Origin of the sequence: Thioalkalivibrio sp. ALE17 (assembly GCF_000425605.1) — a bacterium.
Lineage (GTDB): Bacteria > Pseudomonadota > Gammaproteobacteria > Ectothiorhodospirales > Ectothiorhodospiraceae > Thioalkalivibrio.
The window spans coordinates 237,506-254,004 of record NZ_AUDT01000004.1; the positions used below are offsets into that span (position 1 = coordinate 237,506).

The window sequence follows — 16,499 nt, forward strand, 5'->3', positions numbered from 1 at the left end:
TCGTCCTGACCGGCGCCCGGAGGCGTCGGATCAGTCCTTCATGTGCTCGTTGATATAGTCGATCGCCTGCTGCACGGTGGTGATCTTTTCCGCCTGCTCGTCGGGGATCTCGGTCTCGAATTCTTCTTCGAGCGCCATCACCAGTTCCACCGTGTCCAGCGAGTCCGCACCCAGGTCGTCAACGAAAGCGGCGGCGTTGGTCACGTCCTCTTCCTTGACTCCCAGTTGCTCGACAACGATCTTCTTGACGCGTTCTTCAATGCTACTCATGGTTCAGAAATCCCCTTCGGTGTGAGGCGGCTTCGTTGAAAGGTCCGCCATTCTAGAGAAAAGCCCCGCCGCGATCTAGCGATCCGTGCAGCGAGCCATGCGGGCGGCACGCGGCCTGCCCGCCGTGATCAATGCATGAACATCCCGCCGTTCACGTGCAGGGTCTCGCCGGTGATGTAACCGGCCTCCTCGGACGCGAGGAAACCCACCGCCGCGGCGATCTCCTCCGGCGCGCCGAGGCGCCCCAGCGGGATCTGGCCCAGCAGGGCCGCTTTCGTGTCATCGCCCAGCTCGCGGGTCATGTCGGTATCGATGAACCCGGGGGCGACCGTGTTCACCGTGATACTGCGGCTGCCGACCTCGCGCGCCAGCGACCGGGCAAACCCGGCCAGGCCCGCCTTGGCCGCCGCATAGTTGGTCTGTCCCGCGTTGCCGGTGGAGCCGACCACCGACCCGATCAGGATGATACGGCCGCGGCGCAGCTTCATCATCCCCTTCAGCAGGCGCTGGGTCAGGCGCACGGCGGCGGAGAGGTTGGTGTCGATGATCGCATCCCACTCCTCGTCCTTCATGCGCATGAAAAGGTTGTCGCGGGTAATGCCGGCGTTGTTCACCAGCACCTCGATCGGGCCTTCCTGCGCCTGGATCGCCTGCAGGCCGGCGGCGACGGAATCAGCGTCGGTGACGTCCATGGCGATGCCGCGGCCGCTCCATTCCTTCAGGGCCTCGGTGATCCGCTCGGCGCCGGCGTCACTGGTGGCGGTGCCTACCACCTGCAGGCCCTGCTCGGCCAGACGCCGGGCGATGGCGGCGCCAATGCCGCGGCTGGCGCCGGTTACCAGGGCTACACGTTTGCTGTCAGACATGGTTGTGCCTTTGCTTCATGTGAGAGGGAGTCGCGAACCGCGGCGGCGCGAGCGCGCTCAGGATGCGTCCGACCCCAGGCGTTCCAGGGTGGCGTTCAGCGTGTCGCGATCGGCGACATCGAACAATTCCAGATCGCGGTCGATGCGCTTGGCCAGTCCGGTCAGCACGCGCCCGGGCCCGCACTCGACCTGCACCGCCACGCCCTGCTCGCGCAGACCGCGAATGGTCTCGACCCAGCGCACGGGCCGGTACAGCTGCGCGGCCAGGTTGTCCTTGATGGTCTCCGCCGAATCCGCCGGCGCGGCCGTCACATTCTGCCAGACCGGGATGCTCGGCGAGCTGAAGCGGGTGCTGTCCAGCGCGGCCTGCAGGCGCTCGGCCGCCGGCTGCATCAGGGCGCAGTGCGAGGGAACCGAGACCGGAAGCTTCAGGGCGCGCTTGGCGCCGGCGTCCTTCGCCGCCCCCACCGCACGGTCCACCGCCGCGGCATTACCCGCGATGACCACCTGGCCCGGGGCGTTCAGATTGACCGCCTCCAGCACCTCGCCACCCGCATGCTCGCTGCAAAGGGCCTGCACCGCGGCATCGTCGAGCCCGAGGATCGCGGCCATCGCGCCCTCGCCTTCCGGGACCGCCGCCTGCATCGCCCGGGCGCGTTCCGCGACCAGCCGTACCGCATCGGGGAAGCGCAGCACGCCCGCGGCCACCAGGGCGCTGTACTCGCCGAGACTGTGACCGGCAACCGCCTGCGGGCGCGCGGTGGTCTGCTCGCTCAGCAGTCGCCAGGCGGCAACCCCCGCGGCCAGCATCACCGGCTGGGTCCATTCGGTCTGGTTCAGCTGCTCGACCGGGCCGTGTTGGCACAGGCTCCAGAGATCGGCGTCGAGGCAGTCCGACGCCTCCTGAAAGGTGTCACGGACAATGGCATGGTCGTCGCCCAGATCGGCCAGCATGCCGGTGGACTGGGACCCCTGGCCGGGAAAAACGGCTGCCCAAGAAGTTGTCATTCGCAATGGTCTCGCGCGTGAAAGCGCGCGTAGTGTAGGCGGTCAGGGAAATCGCGGCAAACGCGGCGGCCGGCTCGTTCCACACGCGCGCCGCGGCCCTCGCCCCGTCGATCCACGCCGTGGACCGGCCCTGCGAGGCGCGCCATGACTTGTGTTCCGCTGGTGCATCCGGATAATGTCGCCACCTTGATTCAATACGAGAGGAACTGTATGGCGAAGGAAGACGAAATCGAGCTGGAGGGTACCGTCGTCGAGACGCTCCCGAACACCACCTTCCGGGTGGAGCTCGAAAATGGGCACACGATCACGGCGCACATCTCCGGCAAGATGCGCAAGCATTACATCCGGATCCTGCGCGGCGACAAGGTGATCGTGCAGATGACGCCCTATGACCTGACCAAGGGTCGCATCGTCTACCGCAACAAGTAAGTTCGCCTCTCCAACGAAGAAGCCCCGGCAGGACCGGGGCTTCTTCATTTGCGGGCCCTTGCGCGGGCCCGGTTATGCCAGCACGCCGCATCAGGACGACACGGCCGTCTCCTGGATATCCAGCTCCAGCCCGGACTCGCCCAGTCGGACCACCACCTCGCCGCCGTGCGCCAGACGGCCGAACAGCAGCTCGTCGGCCAGCGGCTTCTTGATGTGCTCCTGCAGGGTGCGGGCCATCGGTCGCGCACCCATCTTGACGTCGTAGCCATGCTCGGCCAGCCAGGCCCGGGCGTCCGGCTCCACCGTCAGGTGGACCTTCTTCTCGTCGAGCTGGGCCTGCAGCTGAGTCAGGAACTTGTCGACCACATTGAGGATGGTCGCCTCGTCCAGCGGCCCGAACTGGATGGTCGCATCCAGCCGGTTGCGGAACTCCGGCGTAAAGGTCCGCTTGATCGCCTCCATCGCATCGCTGGAGTGGTCCTGCTGGGTAAAGCCCACCGACGGGCGGCTGGCCTGCTCGGCACCAGCGTTGGTGGTCATCACCAGGATCACATTGCGGAAATCCACCTCGCGTCCATTGGCATCCGTCAGCGTGCCGTGGTCCATGACCTGCAGCAGCACATTGAAGACGTCCGGGTGCGCCTTCTCGATCTCGTCCAGCAACAGCACGGAATGCGGATGCTTCAGGATGGCGTCAGTGAGCAGCCCGCCCTCGTCATACCCCACATAGCCGGGCGGTGCCCCGATCAGGCGGGAGACCGTGTGGCGCTCCATGTACTCGGACATGTCGAACCGCGCCAGGTGGATGCCCATCTGCTGCGCCAGCTGACGGGTGACCTCGGTCTTGCCGACCCCCGTCGGCCCGGCAAACAGGAACGAGCCGATCGGCTTGTCCATGTCGCCCAGACCGGAGCGTGCCATCTTGATGGCTGTCGCCAGGGTGCCGATCGCCTCGTCCTGGCCAAACACGGTCATCTTCAGGTTGCGATCGAGGTTGCGCAGGGTCTCCTTGTCGGAGCTGGAGACCGACTTCGGCGGGATGCGCGCGATCTTCGCCACGATACTCTCGATATCCTGCACCCCGATGGTCTTCTTGCGCTGGCTGGCCGGCTGCAGCTGGCGGCTGGCCCCGGCCTCGTCGATCAGGTCGATCGCCTTGTCCGGCAGGAAGCGGTCGGTGATGTAACGGTCGGCCAGCTCCGCCGCCGCCCGCAGCGCCGGCTTGGTAAACCGTACGTTGTGGTGCAGCTCGAAGCGGGATTTCAGACCGCGCAGGATCTGCTCGGTCTCGTCGACCGTCGGCTCGGGCACCTCGATCTTCTGGAAACGCCGCGCCAGGGCACGATCCTTCTCGAAGATGCCGCGGTACTCCTGGTAGGTCGTGGAGCCGATGCACTTCAGCTCGCCCGAGGCGAGCATCGGCTTGATCAGGTTGGAGGCATCCATCACCCCGCCGGAGGCCGCGCCAGCCCCGATGATGGTGTGGATCTCGTCGATGAACAGCACCGCACCCGGCTCCTTCTTGAGCTGGGCCAGAACGCCCTTAAGGCGCTTCTCGAAGTCGCCGCGGTATTTGGTCCCGGCGACCAGCGCCCCCAAGTCCAGGGCATAGACGGTCGCGGATTCGATCGCCTCGGGCACCTGTTCGTCGACGATGCGCCGCGCCAGACCCTCGGCAATGGCGGTCTTGCCGACCCCGGCCTCTCCGACCAGCAGCGGGTTGTTCTTCCGCCGGCGGCAGAGGATCTGGATAGTGCGCTCGATCTCGTGATCGCGCCCGATCAGCGGGTCGATCTCGTCCTTGCGCGCCTTGTCGTTGAGGTTGGTGGCGTAGAGCTGCAGCGCGTTGGTCTTTTCCTCGCGCTCGCCCTCCACCGGCTCGGCCTGGGACTCGTTCGGGTTGGGCTGCGCCCCGAGTTCGTCCTCGCCCACCTTGGAGATCCCGTGCGAGATGAAGTTGACGACGTCCAGGCGCGAGATGTTCTGCTGCCCCAGCACGTACAGGGCCTGGCTGTCCTGTTCGCCGAAGAGGGCCACCAGAACGTTGGCGCCGGAGACCTCCTTGCGTCCGCTGGACTGCACATGGAACACGGCCCGCTGCAGCACCCGCTGGAAGCCCAGCGTCGGCTGCGTCTCGCGCGAATCGTTCGGCGGGATGCGCGGCGTGTTCTCGTCGATATAGGCCTCCAGCTCGTCGCGGATGCGATCGAGATCGCCCCCGCAGGCCCGCAGCACCGTGGCCGCGCTGGGATTCTGCGCCAGCGCCATCAGCAGATGCTCAACGGTCACGAACTCGTGACGTTTTTCGCGGGCCTCCTTGAAGACCATGTTCAGGCTGAATTCGAGTTCCTTGTCGAGCATGGGAGTCAGGCCTCCTCCATCGAGCAAAGCAGTGGGTGCTGATGGCTGCGGGCGTAGTCGTTCACCTGCGCCACCTTGGTCTCGGCCACATCCCGGGTAAAGATGCCGCATACTCCCTTGCCGCGCGTGTGCACGTGCAGCATCACCCGGGTGGCCTTTTCGCGATCCATGCTGAAGAAGGTCTCCAGTACCTCGATCACGAACTCCATGGGCGTGAAATCGTCGTTGAGCAGGACCACCTTGTACTGTCGCGGTGGCTTGAGCTCCGGCCTCGATTCTTCGACCGTTACCGAGTCGTCTCGATCGGGGTTTTGGGGCTTGTCATCACTCATCGGTCGAACTCGCGCCTTCAGCGGTTACTCGTTTGGGTCGTCTCCATCCTCGAATGGTTCCGGGCCGAGGCCAAGTGCCCTTACGGACACTCCGACCACCGACCCGTCCCGTCACATGTGCTTGATCATCGCCTCGCCAAAGGCCGAGCAGGCAATCGGCTCGACGTTATCCATCAGCCGCGCGAAGTCGTAGGTCACCTCGCCGGCGCTGATCGCGCCGCCCATGCCCTTGACCACCAGGTCCGCCGCCTCGGGCCAGCCCAGATGCCGCAGCATCATCTCGGCAGACAGGATCAGCGAGCCGGGGTTCACCTTGTCCTGGCCGGCATACTTCGGCGCCGTGCCGTGGGTGGCCTCGAACATCGCGGTGGTGTCGGACAGGTTCGCACCCGGAGCGATGCCGATGCCACCCACCTGGGCGGCCAGCGCATCCGAGATGTAGTCGCCGTTCAGGTTCAGCGTGGCGATCACCGAGTAGTCCTCCGGGCGCAGCAGGATCTGCTGCAGGAAGGCATCCGCGATCACGTCCTTGATCACGATGTCGCGGCCGGTCTTCGGGTTCTTGAAGGTCTGCCACGGGCCGCCGTCCAGGTCCTTCGCACCGAACTCCTCGCGGGCCAGCTCGTAGCCCCAGGCCTTGAAGGAGCCCTCGGTGAATTTCATGATGTTGCCCTTGTGCACCAGCGTCACCGACGGGCGGTCGTTGTCGATCGCGTACTCGATCGCCTTGCGCACCAGGCGCTTGGTGCCCTCGCTGGAGACCGGCTTCACGCCGATGCCGGCGGTATCCGGGAAGCGGATCTGGGTCACGCCCATCTCGTTTTGCAGGAAGTCGATGACCTTCTTCGCCTCCGGCGTGCCGGACTCGAATTCGATGCCGGCGTAGATGTCCTCCGAGTTCTCCCGGAAGATCACCATATCGGTCTTCTCCGGCGCCTTCAGCGGGCTCGGGGTGCCGTCGTAGTAGCGCACCGGACGCAGGCAGACAAACAGATCCAGCTTCTGGCGCAGCGCCACGTTCAGGGAGCGGAAGCCGCCACCGACCGGCGTGGTCAGCGGGCCCTTGATGGACACGCAGTAATCCTTCACCGCCTCCAGGGTCTCGTCGGGAAGGCCCGAGTCATCGTCGTAGACCCTGGTCGCCTTCTCGCCGGCATAGACCTCCATCCACTCGATCGCCTTCTTCCCGCCGTAGGCCTTCTCCACGGCCGCATCGGTCACCCGGCGCATCACCGGGGTGATATCGACCCCGATGCCGTCACCCTCGATATAGGGGATCACCGGATGATCCGGCACCTGCAGCTTCCCCTGCTCGTCGACGGTGATGCGTTCGCCCTTCTCCGGGACCTGAATGTGCTGATAGGCCATGCCAACTCCTTGTACGGAAATCGAGATCAATGGATCGGTCAATCGGGTATACCTCGATTATACATGCCCAACCGCCATCTCCGGGGGCCCGGAGCGAGTGAAATCGACGTTCCGTCATGGTCGTGTGCGCCTGTGCCTGCGTTATCATCCGCCGCATGACCGAACGCCTCCCCTGTCACATCACCGTGGCCGCCGTGATCGAGCGCGAAGGCCGGTTCCTGTTTGTCGAGGAGACCGACGGCGGGCGCCGGGTCCTGAACCAGCCGGCCGGGCACCTGGATGCCCGCGAAGACCTCATCGAGGCGGTCGTGCGCGAGGTCCGCGAGGAGACCTCCCTCGCGTTCACCCCCGAGGCCACCCTCGGCTGCGATCTCCTGGAACTGGCCAGCGGCGCCGTCATCCTGCGCACCAGCTTCTGTGGCTCGACCACGCCCCTGCCTTCGCCCGGCCCGCGAGACCCGGCGATCCATGCCCTGCACTGGCTGACACCCGAGGCGGCCGAACGCGACTGGCCCCTGCGCAGCCCCCTGGTGATGCGCAGCATCCATCGCTACCAGGCTGGCCCGCGCCTCCCGCTCGCGGCGGTCGGCGGGCTGGTTCGGGCGGTCGCGCCATGAGCGGCGGCGAGCGCGTCATCATCGGCCTCTCCGGAGGCGTCGACTCCGCCGTCGCCGCCAGCCGCCTGCTGGAGGCCGGCTATCGCGTCGAAGGCCTGTTCATGAAGAACTGGGAGGATGACGACGACGCCGAATACTGCGCCGCCGAGGCCGACTACGCGATGGCCCGCGAGGTCGCGGATTGTCTCGAGATCCCCCTGCACAAGGCGAACTTCGCCGAGGACTACCGCCAGCGGGTGTTCGCCCAGTTCCTCCACGAATACGAGGCTGGGCGCACCCCCAACCCGGACATCCTCTGCAACCGCGAGATCAAGTTCCGTTCCTTCCTCGACCACGCGCGCGAGCTGGGCGCCCGCTGGATCGCCACCGGTCACTACGCGCGAGTCCGCCATCATGCGGACTTCAGCGAGCTGTGCATGGCGGCCGACGCCAACAAGGACCAGACCTACTTTCTGCATACCCTGACTCAGGAGCAGTTGCGCCCGGCCCTGTTCCCGCTCGGGGATATCCCGAAGGACCAGGTCCGGGTGCGGGCCCGCGAACTGGGTCTGCCGAACCACGCCCGCAAGGACTCCACGGGGATCTGCTTTATCGGCGAGCGGCGCTTCCGCGACTTCCTCGCGCAGTACCTGAACGCCACCCAGGGCGAGATGCGCACCCCGGAGGGTCAGATCGTCGGCTACCACCAGGGCCTGATGTTCTACACCCTCGGCCAGCGCCAGGGTCTCGGCATTGGCGGGGTCGACGGTTTCGCCGAGGCCCCGTGGTATGTGGTCGACAAGGATCTCGAGCACAACGCCCTGGTCGTCGCCCAGGACCCGCAGCATCCGCGACTGATGAGCCCGACGCTTGTCACCGAGCCGGTCCACTGGATCCACGACGTGCCTGCCCCGGACGAGCCGCTCCGGGCCCGACTGCGCCACCGCCAGCCCCTGCAGGACTGCCGCATCGAGGCGCTTGCGCCGACGGGCGCCACAGTGGTGTTCGACAGCCCGCAGCGCGCCGCCACCCCCGGGCAGTCCATCGCCTTCTACCGCGGTGATGTCTGCCTGGGCGGCGCGGTGATCGCGACCCGGACCACGCTGGACCACCACGCAGGCGCCATTCAATCCGCGTCTCCCTGAGTGAGTCCGCCGGGTCACTTCCGGTATAGTGAGCCCTGCCTGGCGCCCCGCCCCCGACCCACCAAGGAATGAACTGGCTTGGACCGCTCCGATCACAACCGCACGCTGGCGCTTGCCGCCCTCTTCCAGTGCGCCAGCCTGGTCAAGGATCTGGCCTGGCGCGGCAGCTGCGACGAATACGAGTTCGAGGTCCTGATCGGCAGCCTGTTTGCCTTCGATGCCGAGACACCGGAGGCGGTCTACCGCGAAGCCGTCAGCCTGAAGAGCGGCCTGGAACGCATCGAGAGCCAGCTGCAAAACGGCAGCAAGCCGCCGGACATGGAGATCACCCGCTACGCGATCGGCTTGATCTTCCTCGAGCGCAAGCTGCAAAAACGCGACGATATGCTGCAGACGCTGACCGACGGTCTGCAGGGCGCGCAACGCCAGATCGACTACTTTCACATCACCCACGAGAGCGTGATCGCGCGGCTCGCCGAGATCTACAAGGAGACCATCTCCGAACTCGGCCCGCGCATCATCGTGCAGGGGGAACAGAACAACCTCTCCAACCCGGAGACCGCCGCGCGCATTCGTGCGTTGCTGCTGGCCGGAATCCGGGCCGCGGTCCTCTGGCGCCAGGCCGGCGGATCGCGCTGGAAACTGCTTTTTGGCCGCAAGCGGCTGATTCGCGAAGCGAACCACATCCTCAATCGACTCAATACCTGAACGCGGAAGACGCATCATGAGCCACGCCGACCCGAAGAACACCCAGACCCTGTCCGCTGGCGGCCTCGACTGCCGTTACGTGCCGATCACCGATGACGCCCGCGCGAAGGGTCTGCCCTTTGCCCTCAAGGTGCTGCTGGAAAACCTGCTGCGCTTCGAGGACGAACGCACCGTCCGGCGTGCCGACATCGAGGCCCTGCTGGACTGGGACCCGAAGGCCGAGCCGGCCCAGGAGATCGCCTTCCGACCGGCCCGCGTGCTGCTGCAGGACTTCACCGGCGTGCCGGCGGTGGTCGACCTCGCCGCGATGCGCGACGCGATGGAGGCCCTCGGCGGCGATCCGAAAAAGATCACCCCGCTGCAGCCGGCGGAGCTGGTGATCGACCACTCGGTCCAGGTGGATGCCCACGGCAACGCCAACGCGATGAACCTGAACGCGGAGCTGGAATACTCCCGCAACCGCGAGCGCTACAGCTTCCTCAAGTGGGGCCAGCAGGCCTTTGATACCTTCAAGGTGGTGCCACCGGACACCGGCATCGTCCACCAGGTGAACCTCGAATACCTGGCCCGTACGGTGTTCGTGGACGACCAGGCCGAGGGGGGCTGCATGGCCTACCCGGATACCCTGGTCGGTACCGATTCCCACACCACCATGATCAACGGCCTCGGCGTACTCGGCTGGGGCGTGGGCGGCATCGAGGCCGAGGCCGCGATGCTCGGCCAGCCGATCTCCATGCTGATCCCGCAGGTGGTGGGCTTCCGCCTGACCGGCAAGCTGGCCGAGGGCGCCACCGCAACCGACCTGGTGCTGGTGATCGTCGAGATGCTGCGCAAGAAGGGCGTGGTCGGGAAGTTCGTCGAGTTCTTTGGCGACGGCCTCGCCGATCTGCCCCTCGCCGACCGCGCGACCATTGCCAACATGGCACCGGAATACGGCGCCACCTGCGGCATCTTCCCGATCGACGACGAGACCCTGAACTACCTGCGCCTGACCGGGCGTGACGCCGGCCATATCGAATTCATCGAGGCCTATGCCAAGGCCCAGGGGCTGTGGCGTGACGACAGCGCCCCGATCGCCCGCTACAGCGACATGCTGGAGCTGGACCTGTCCACGGTCGAACCCAGCCTCGCCGGGCCCAAGCGCCCGCAGGACCGCATCCCGCTGAGCCAGGCCGGCGCCACCATCAGCCGCCATCTGGACACCATGCTGAAGGAGCGCGAGAGCGGCGCCGACGAACCGGCCGAGGCCGAGCGCTTCGCGGCCGAGGGCGGGCATACCGCCGTGGGCGTGGAACACCAGGCGGAGGAACCCCATCACACCGCCATCGAGATGGACGGGGAGACCTTCACGCTGGATCACGGCGACATCGTGATCGCGGCGATCACCTCCTGCACCAACACCTCCAACCCGTCGGTGATGCTGGGTGCCGGCCTGGTCGCGCGCAAGGCGCGCGAGGCGGGGCTGCAGGTCAAGCCCTGGGTGAAGACCTCGCTGGCCCCCGGCTCGCGCGTGGTCACCGACTACCTGGAGAAGTCCGGCCTGCTGACCGATCTGGAGGCCCTTGGCTTTCACGTGGTCGGCTATGGCTGCACCACCTGCATCGGCAACTCGGGCCCGCTGCCGGAGCCGATCTCCGAGGCCATCATCAAGGACGACCTGATCGTCAGCTCGGTGCTCTCCGGCAACCGCAACTTCGAGGGGCGCATCCATTCCGAGGTGCAGATGAACTTCCTCGCCTCGCCGCCCCTGGTGGTCGCCTACGCCCTGGCCGGGCGCAGCAATATCGACCTGTACAACGATCCCATCGGCGAGAACGCCGAGGGCGCGCCGGTCTACCTGAAGGACATCTGGCCGACCACCGACGAGGTGCGCGAGGCCGTCGCCAGCCACGTCGGCGCCGGCAGCTTTACCAGTGCCTACGGGGATCTCTACTCCGGCGAGGAGCGCTGGCGCAACCTGGAGGCCCCCAAGGGCGAGCGTTTCGAGTGGCAGGAGGACTCCACCTACGTCCGCAATCCGCCCTACTTCAAGGGCATGGGCATGACCCCGATGCCCTGGCACGACATCCAGGGTGCGCGCGTGCTGGCCCTGCTGGGCGACTCGGTCACCACCGACCACATCTCCCCGGCCGGATCGATCGCCAAGGACAGCCCCGCCGGGAAGTACCTGGAATCCAAGGGCGTAAAGCCCGCGGACTTCAATTCCTACGGCTCGCGGCGCGGCAACCACGAGGTGATGATGCGCGGCACCTTCGCCAACGTGCGCCTGCGCAACCTGCTGGCCCCGGGCACCCAGGGCGGCGTCACCCAGCACCTGCCGGATGGCGAGCAGATGTCCATCTACGACGCCGCCATGCGCTACCAGGAAGAGGACACCCCGCTGATCGTGATCGCCGGTCAGGAATACGGGACCGGCTCCTCGCGCGACTGGGCCGCCAAGGGGACCCTGCTGCTGGGGGTCAAGGCGGTGATCGTCGAGAGCTTCGAGCGCATCCACCGCTCCAACCTGGTGGGCATGGGTGTCCTCCCGCTGCAGTTCCTGCCCGGCGAGAACGCGGCCAGCCACGGACTGACCGGGCGCGAGACCTACAGCATCACCGGCGTGGAGAACGGCGAGGCCCGCGAGGCGACGGTGACCGCGGTGGACGACGACGGTCAGCGCACCACCTTCACCGTGCGTGTACGCCTGGATACCCCGCAGGAGGTGGACTACTTCCGCCACGGCGGCATCCTGCCCTACGTGTTGCGCCAGCTCGCGGGTTCCGCATAAGGTTTCGGCATGGGACGACGGATCTCCACGGAGGCAATACAGTCCGGTCAGACACTGGCGACCGCCGTGCATGACCGCTCCGGCCGTCTCCTGATCCCCGCCGGCATGGTGCTGCAGGACAAGCAGATCCGCGTGCTGCTGTCCTGGGGTATCAGCACGGTCGAGGTGGTCGAGGACGAGCAGGCAGCGGCCAATGATGGTCAGGACGAGCCTGTGGAGCTCCCGCCAGAAACCCGGCCCACGCCGGAGATGGAGGAACAGGCCGATACCATCCTGTCCGAGCGCTTCCGCCACTGTGACGTGAACGCCCACCCCATGGACGGGTTCCACCAGCTCGCCCGCGAGCAGTTGCTGGATGAGCTGATGCGCCGCGGGCACCGGTCCCGAGGTGCATGATGACCGTCGCCGAGTTCCTCGAGCAGGACGACTCGCTGTGCAGCTTTTCCGGCAGTTACAACACGATCTTCACCCGTCTTAGCGATCCCACGGCCAACGTCGCCGGGATCACCGAGGCAGTGGAGCTGGACCCCACCATTGCCGCGAAGACGCTGCGCATGGCGAACTCCTCGCTGTACGGCTTTCCCGAGCCCATCGACACCCTGCACCGCGCGGTCTCCATCATCGGCCTGCAGCAGATGCGCCAGATCGTGCTGTCGACAATCGTCATCGAGCATTTCCGTGGATTGCCGGTCATCGGCGTCGACATGGAGTCGTTCTGGCGCCACAGCATCGCGGTCGGCGTGCTCAGTCGCTCCATCGCACGGTTCCGCCGCGAGGCCAACATCGAACGGCTGTACCTCTACGGCATCATGCACGACCTGGGGCGGCTGCTGCTGTTCCTGCGCCTGGGCACCCGCACCGAGGAGCTGATCAACATCCGCGAACGCGAGCAGTGCCTGCTGTTCGAGGCCGAACGCGAGCTGCTCGGCTTCGATCATGCCGCCATCGGCTCCGCCCTGCTGGAGGAATGGGGCATGACCCCGGCCCAGGTGGAGGCCACGCGCTACCACCATGCCCCGGAGGAGGCACGCGCCTTCCCGGTGGAAACCGCGATCGTGCACGTCGCCGACAGCATCGCGAATTCGCTGCGCCTGGGATCGTCCGGCGAGCGCTTCGTGCCCCCGGTAAGCCCCGAGACCTTCGACCGGATCGGCCTGGAGATGCCGGTCTACGAAGACATCATCGGCCACGCCCGCAAGCATCTGGACCAGATGCAGGCGATCCTCCTCGACTGAGCCCGTATGCAGGCAAAGGACGCTGTTGCATGAGCCCATCGTATCGCACGCCCGAGGAGGTGAATGCCCTCCATGAGCGGATCCGCTTCCTCGAGGAGGCCCTGGAGGCCAACGCCTACGCGATGGACGTGCTCGCCTCGACCACGGCGATCTTTGGCGACACCGACCGCAACCGCAGCCCCGAGCTGATCATCCAGAACAGCATCGAGTCCATTCGTCGGCTTCTGCCGGCACAGGACATGGCGGTCTACGTGCTGGACAACGACTGCTCCTTCAATCTCGCCTACCAGGAGCGCCCGGAGGAGCTGGAGCCGGACCTCGCGGACACCGTGGAACAGCTGATCCGCGACGGGCAGTTCTCCTGGGCGCTGCATCAGAATCACCCGGTCTGCCTCCCCTCGCCGGTCGACGGCGAGAGCGTCATGCTCCACGTGATCTCCACGCGCACCCGGATTCGGGGGATGTTCGTCGCCCGCTTCCGCCAGTCGGAGCTGCAGCGGTACGAGATGATCCTGTCGACCCTGACCATGGTGCTCTTCAATACCGCCTATGCCCTCGAGAGCGCCGACCTGTTCCAGATGATGGATCGGCGCCAGAAGGCCCTGCAGCGGATCACCGAGCGCCAGTCGCGCGAACTGCTGCACCACATGTCGCACGACTCGCTGACCAACCTGCCCAATCGCATGCTGTTCAGCGACCGCCTGTCACAGACCATGGAGCGCCATGCCGGCGCCGCCGGTCACGTGGCATTGATCCTGCTGGACCTCGACAATTTCAAGCGCACCAATGACTCCCTCGGCCATCGCGCCGGCGACGAGCTGATCCGCAAGGTCGCGCAGGACCTCTCCGAACTGCTGGACCATGCGCGCGAGCGTTCCGGCCGCCACCTGCGCACCACCCTGTCGCGCCTGGGCGGCGACGAGTTCGGCATCCTCGTCGAGGACAGCCAGGGGCTGGAGGGTATCGTCCGTCTGGTCACCGACGTCGTCCGCAAGACGGCAACCGAGCGCCAGATCTTCGATCAGCCGGTGGTCAGCAGCGTGTCCTGCGGTATCGCGGTTTACCCCTACGACGGCGAGGACGCGGACACCCTGCTGGGCAACGCGGATGCCGCGATGTACGAGGCCAAGCAGCGTGGGCGCAACGGGTTCCGGTTCTATACCCAGGACCTCAACGCCCGCACCTTCCGTCACTTCGAGCTGGAGAACGAACTGGGCCAGGCCATTGCCAACGAGCAGCTGGTGCTGCACTACCAGCCCAAGGTGGAGCTCGCGACTGGCCGCGTCATCGGAGCCGAGGCCCTGATCCGCTGGCAGCACCCGAAGCTGGGCCTGCTGCCACCCGGTCACTTCATCGAACTGGCCGAGGACATGACCCTGATCGAGGAGATCGGGGAATGGGTGCTGCGTCAGGTCTGCCGCGACCTGCAATCCCTGCGCATGGGGGAGGACGAGCTCCCGCGGGTCGCGATCAATGTCTCCGCCCGCCAGCTGCGCCAGCCGGATCTGGCCGGCGGCTTCCATCGCATCATCCGCGAGGCCGGCATCCCCACCCGCTGCATCGAGCTGGAGCTCACCGAGACCAGCATCATGGATGACCCCAAGGGTGCCGCGCGCGTCTTCCAGCGCCTGCGCCAGGTTGGCATGTCCCTGGCCGTCGACGACTTCGGCACCGGCAACGCCTCGCTGATGCAGCTCAAGCAGTTGCCGGCCGATACCCTGAAGATCGACCGCTCCTTCGTGAAGGATCTCGACCACGGCGAGGAGCATGCGCAGATCGTGCGCGCGATCGTGCTGATGGCCCGCACCCTGGGGCTCGACGTGATCGCCGAAGGCGTGGAGACCGAGCGCCAGGCGCAGATCCTGCAGGACCTCGACTGCCACACGGCCCAGGGCTACTTCTACTCGCACCCCGTCCCGTTTGCCGACTTCCGCGAGCTGCTCCAGCCAGGCGTGGCACTCCCGCTCGCGACCGCCTGACGCCCTCCTTTGCCCCGCGACCTATTCTGACGGGCCGGTCAGGTTCGCGGGGTCCAGCAGGGCCTGCAGGCGCTCGCGCGGGATGTCAGTGTGTTCCGCCGCCACCTCGACGATGGGCCGCCCGGTCGCGTAGGCCTCCTTGGCGATACGCGCACCGGCCTCGTAGCCAATCTCCGCGTTCAGCGCCGTCACCAGGATGGGGTTGCGGTCCAGGGCGGCGCGCACGACCGCCTCGTTCACGGTGAACCCCGCGATGGCGCGGTCCGCCAGATGCCCGGCCGCACGCGCCAGCAGGCCCGTCTGATTCAGCAGATTGTCGGCGATCATCGGCAATCCCACGTTCAACTGGAAATTGCCGCCCTGCCCGGCGGCCGCGATCGCCGCATCCAGACCGATCACCTGCTGCGCGGCCATGATGACGCCCTCCGGGATCACCGGATTCACCTTGCCCGGCATGATCGAGCTGCCCGGTTGCAGGGCCGGCAGCGCGATCTCGCCCAGCCCCGCCAGCGGACCGGAGTTCATCCAGCGCAGGTCGTTGGCGATCTTGATCAGGCTGGTGGCCGTGGTGCGCAGCTGCCCCGACAGTTCCACCGCCGTGTCCTGGCTGGCGAGCCCCGCGAACCCGTTGGATTCGCGCTCGAAGGCAATGCCGGTGCGTTCCGCCAGGCGCTGTGCCACACGCTCGCCGAACGCAGCCGGGGCATTGATCCCCGTACCCACCGCGGTGCCACCGATCGCCAGCCGGTTTACCCGGTCGCGGGTCGCGCGCAGGCGTTCGACATCCAGCTCCAGCTGCGTGCGCCAGCCGGACAACTCCTGGCTCATGCGCACCGGCATCGCGTCCATCAGGTGGGTGCGCCCGGTCTTCACGATCGCGGTCAGTTCGCCCTCGCGCCGCGCGATGGTGGCGATCAGGTGACGCAGCGCCGGGATCAGTTCCTGTTCCAGCTGGGTCGATGCCGCCACGTGCAACGCGGTCGGGATCACGTCGTTCGAGCTCTGGGAACGGTTCACGTGGTCATTGGGGTGGATCGGCAGGGCCTCGCTGGAGGCCAGGCGCGCGATCACCTCGTTCATGTTCATGTTGGTACTGGTGCCCGATCCGGTCTGGTAGACATCCACCGGGAAGGCATCCGCATGTTCGCCACTGGCGATGGTCTCGGCGGCCGCGACAATGGCCCCGGCCACCTCCGCCGGCAGCTGCTCCAGGGCCTGATTGGCTTCGGCACAGGCCGCCTTGGTTTGCGCCAGGGCACGAATGAAGGCCGCCGGGAGGGGGCGTCCGGCGATCTGGAAGTTGTCCACCGCACGCTGGGTCTGGGCGCCCCACAGGGCCTGCTCCGGGACCGCCACCGGTCCGAGACTGTCCTGTTCCTGACGCATTGCGGGCTTCGACATGCCGTTCTCCTGGTTGGGTCCGCGCCGGTAA

General features: G+C 66.6%; 15 protein-coding genes. 8 read left to right on the forward strand and 7 right to left on the reverse strand.

The window, feature by feature from the left end; all coding sequences use genetic code 11:
- Positions 1-30: 30 nt before the first annotated feature.
- The 3 genes from acpP to fabD all read right to left on the reverse strand — a co-directional run bounded on the left by acpP (position 31) and on the right by fabD (position 2,144).
- Positions 31-270 (reverse strand): acyl carrier protein, encoded by a 240-nt coding sequence (gene acpP / locus H609_RS0105855; protein WP_017941560.1) that lies wholly within the window; start codon positions 268-270, stop codon positions 31-33.
- Positions 271-398: 128 nt separating this feature from the next.
- Positions 399-1,136 carry a 3-oxoacyl-ACP reductase FabG gene (gene fabG / locus H609_RS0105860; protein WP_028484528.1) on the reverse strand — a complete coding sequence of 246 codons (738 nt, stop codon included), beginning with the start codon at positions 1,134-1,136 and terminating at the stop codon, positions 399-401.
- A 57-nt stretch (positions 1,137-1,193) separates the two neighbouring features.
- Positions 1,194-2,144, reverse strand: a complete 951-nt coding sequence (gene fabD, locus H609_RS0105865; protein WP_081618670.1) for an ACP S-malonyltransferase — start codon at positions 2,142-2,144, stop codon at positions 1,194-1,196.
- 210 nt (positions 2,145-2,354) lie between these two features.
- Here fabD and infA point away from each other — a divergent pair, with 210 nt between their 5' ends.
- Positions 2,355-2,573 carry a translation initiation factor IF-1 gene (gene infA / locus H609_RS0105870; protein ID WP_012982660.1) on the forward strand — a complete coding sequence of 73 codons (219 nt, stop codon included), beginning with the start codon at positions 2,355-2,357 and terminating at the stop codon, positions 2,571-2,573.
- A gap of 90 nt (positions 2,574-2,663) precedes the next feature.
- Here infA and clpA read toward each other — a convergent pair whose 3' ends face one another.
- From clpA to icd, 3 genes are all read right to left on the reverse strand, one after another.
- Complete coding sequence (clpA, locus tag H609_RS0105875; protein WP_018866329.1) at positions 2,664-4,934, reverse strand: ATP-dependent Clp protease ATP-binding subunit ClpA; 2,271 nt, start codon at positions 4,932-4,934, stop codon at positions 2,664-2,666.
- Between the two features lie 5 nt (positions 4,935-4,939).
- Positions 4,940-5,266: an ATP-dependent Clp protease adapter ClpS gene (clpS, locus tag H609_RS0105880; RefSeq protein ID WP_018140091.1), complete on the reverse strand. Its 327-nt coding sequence runs from the start codon at positions 5,264-5,266 to the stop codon at positions 4,940-4,942.
- Between the two features lie 111 nt (positions 5,267-5,377).
- Positions 5,378-6,634: an NADP-dependent isocitrate dehydrogenase gene (gene icd / locus H609_RS0105885; RefSeq protein WP_028484529.1), complete on the reverse strand. Its 1,257-nt coding sequence runs from the start codon at positions 6,632-6,634 to the stop codon at positions 5,378-5,380.
- Positions 6,635-6,789: 155 nt separating this feature from the next.
- Between icd and H609_RS0105890 the strand changes: the two genes are divergently transcribed.
- From H609_RS0105890 to H609_RS0105920, 7 genes are all read left to right on the forward strand, one after another.
- The gene (locus H609_RS0105890; protein WP_026280220.1) at positions 6,790-7,251 is read left to right on the forward strand and encodes an NUDIX domain-containing protein; all 462 of its coding nucleotides are present in this window, start codon (positions 6,790-6,792) and stop codon (positions 7,249-7,251) included.
- Positions 7,248-8,375 (forward strand): tRNA 2-thiouridine(34) synthase MnmA, encoded by a 1,128-nt coding sequence (gene mnmA, locus H609_RS0105895; RefSeq protein ID WP_028484530.1) that lies wholly within the window; start codon positions 7,248-7,250, stop codon positions 8,373-8,375. Before H609_RS0105890 ends, mnmA begins: the two co-directional genes overlap by 4 nt.
- Before the next feature lie 78 nt (positions 8,376-8,453).
- Complete coding sequence (gene hflD, locus H609_RS0105900) at positions 8,454-9,083, forward strand: high frequency lysogenization protein HflD (RefSeq protein ID WP_018866334.1); 630 nt, start codon at positions 8,454-8,456, stop codon at positions 9,081-9,083.
- Positions 9,084-9,099: 16 nt separating this feature from the next.
- Positions 9,100-11,853, forward strand: coding sequence for an aconitate hydratase AcnA (gene acnA / locus H609_RS0105905; protein WP_018877410.1), 2,754 nt, complete (start codon positions 9,100-9,102; stop codon positions 11,851-11,853).
- Between the two features lie 66 nt (positions 11,854-11,919).
- Positions 11,920-12,249, forward strand: coding sequence for a hypothetical protein (locus tag H609_RS0105910; RefSeq protein WP_018875491.1), 330 nt, complete (start codon positions 11,920-11,922; stop codon positions 12,247-12,249).
- Positions 12,249-13,088, forward strand: a complete 840-nt coding sequence (locus H609_RS0105915) for an HDOD domain-containing protein (protein ID WP_018866337.1) — start codon at positions 12,249-12,251, stop codon at positions 13,086-13,088. Before H609_RS0105910 ends, H609_RS0105915 begins: the two co-directional genes overlap by 1 nt.
- Positions 13,089-13,117: 29 nt before the next feature.
- Positions 13,118-15,067, forward strand: coding sequence for a bifunctional diguanylate cyclase/phosphodiesterase (locus tag H609_RS0105920; protein ID WP_028484531.1), 1,950 nt, complete (start codon positions 13,118-13,120; stop codon positions 15,065-15,067).
- Positions 15,068-15,088: 21 nt separating this feature from the next.
- Here H609_RS0105920 and H609_RS0105925 read toward each other — a convergent pair whose 3' ends face one another.
- Positions 15,089-16,468 carry a lyase family protein gene (locus H609_RS0105925; RefSeq protein ID WP_028484532.1) on the reverse strand — a complete coding sequence of 460 codons (1,380 nt, stop codon included), beginning with the start codon at positions 16,466-16,468 and terminating at the stop codon, positions 15,089-15,091.
- Between the last annotated feature and the right edge of the window lie 31 nt (positions 16,469-16,499).

What these genes read in the sequence shown, in the direction of transcription:
- fabG (WP_028484528.1), bottom strand. Translation starts at nt 1,136, where the DNA reads ATGTCTGACAGCAAACGTGTAGCCCTGGTAACCGGCGCCAGCCGCGGC.
- H609_RS0105915 (WP_018866337.1), top strand. Translation starts at nt 12,249, where the DNA reads ATGACCGTCGCCGAGTTCCTCGAGCAGGACGACTCGCTGTGCAGCTTT.
- H609_RS0105890 (WP_026280220.1), top strand. Translation starts at nt 6,790, where the DNA reads ATGACCGAACGCCTCCCCTGTCACATCACCGTGGCCGCCGTGATCGAG.
- acpP (WP_017941560.1), bottom strand. Translation starts at nt 270, where the DNA reads ATGAGTAGCATTGAAGAACGCGTCAAGAAGATCGTTGTCGAGCAACTG.
- H609_RS0105925 (WP_028484532.1), bottom strand. Translation starts at nt 16,468, where the DNA reads ATGTCGAAGCCCGCAATGCGTCAGGAACAGGACAGTCTCGGACCGGTG.
- acnA (WP_018877410.1), top strand. Translation starts at nt 9,100, where the DNA reads ATGAGCCACGCCGACCCGAAGAACACCCAGACCCTGTCCGCTGGCGGC.
- infA (WP_012982660.1), top strand. Translation starts at nt 2,355, where the DNA reads ATGGCGAAGGAAGACGAAATCGAGCTGGAGGGTACCGTCGTCGAGACG.
- clpA (WP_018866329.1), bottom strand. Translation starts at nt 4,934, where the DNA reads ATGCTCGACAAGGAACTCGAATTCAGCCTGAACATGGTCTTCAAGGAG.
- mnmA (WP_028484530.1), top strand. Translation starts at nt 7,248, where the DNA reads ATGAGCGGCGGCGAGCGCGTCATCATCGGCCTCTCCGGAGGCGTCGAC.
- clpS (WP_018140091.1), bottom strand. Translation starts at nt 5,266, where the DNA reads ATGAGTGATGACAAGCCCCAAAACCCCGATCGAGACGACTCGGTAACG.
- fabD (WP_081618670.1), bottom strand. Translation starts at nt 2,144, where the DNA reads ATGACAACTTCTTGGGCAGCCGTTTTTCCCGGCCAGGGGTCCCAGTCC.
- H609_RS0105920 (WP_028484531.1), top strand. Translation starts at nt 13,118, where the DNA reads ATGAGCCCATCGTATCGCACGCCCGAGGAGGTGAATGCCCTCCATGAG.
- icd (WP_028484529.1), bottom strand. Translation starts at nt 6,634, where the DNA reads ATGGCCTATCAGCACATTCAGGTCCCGGAGAAGGGCGAACGCATCACC.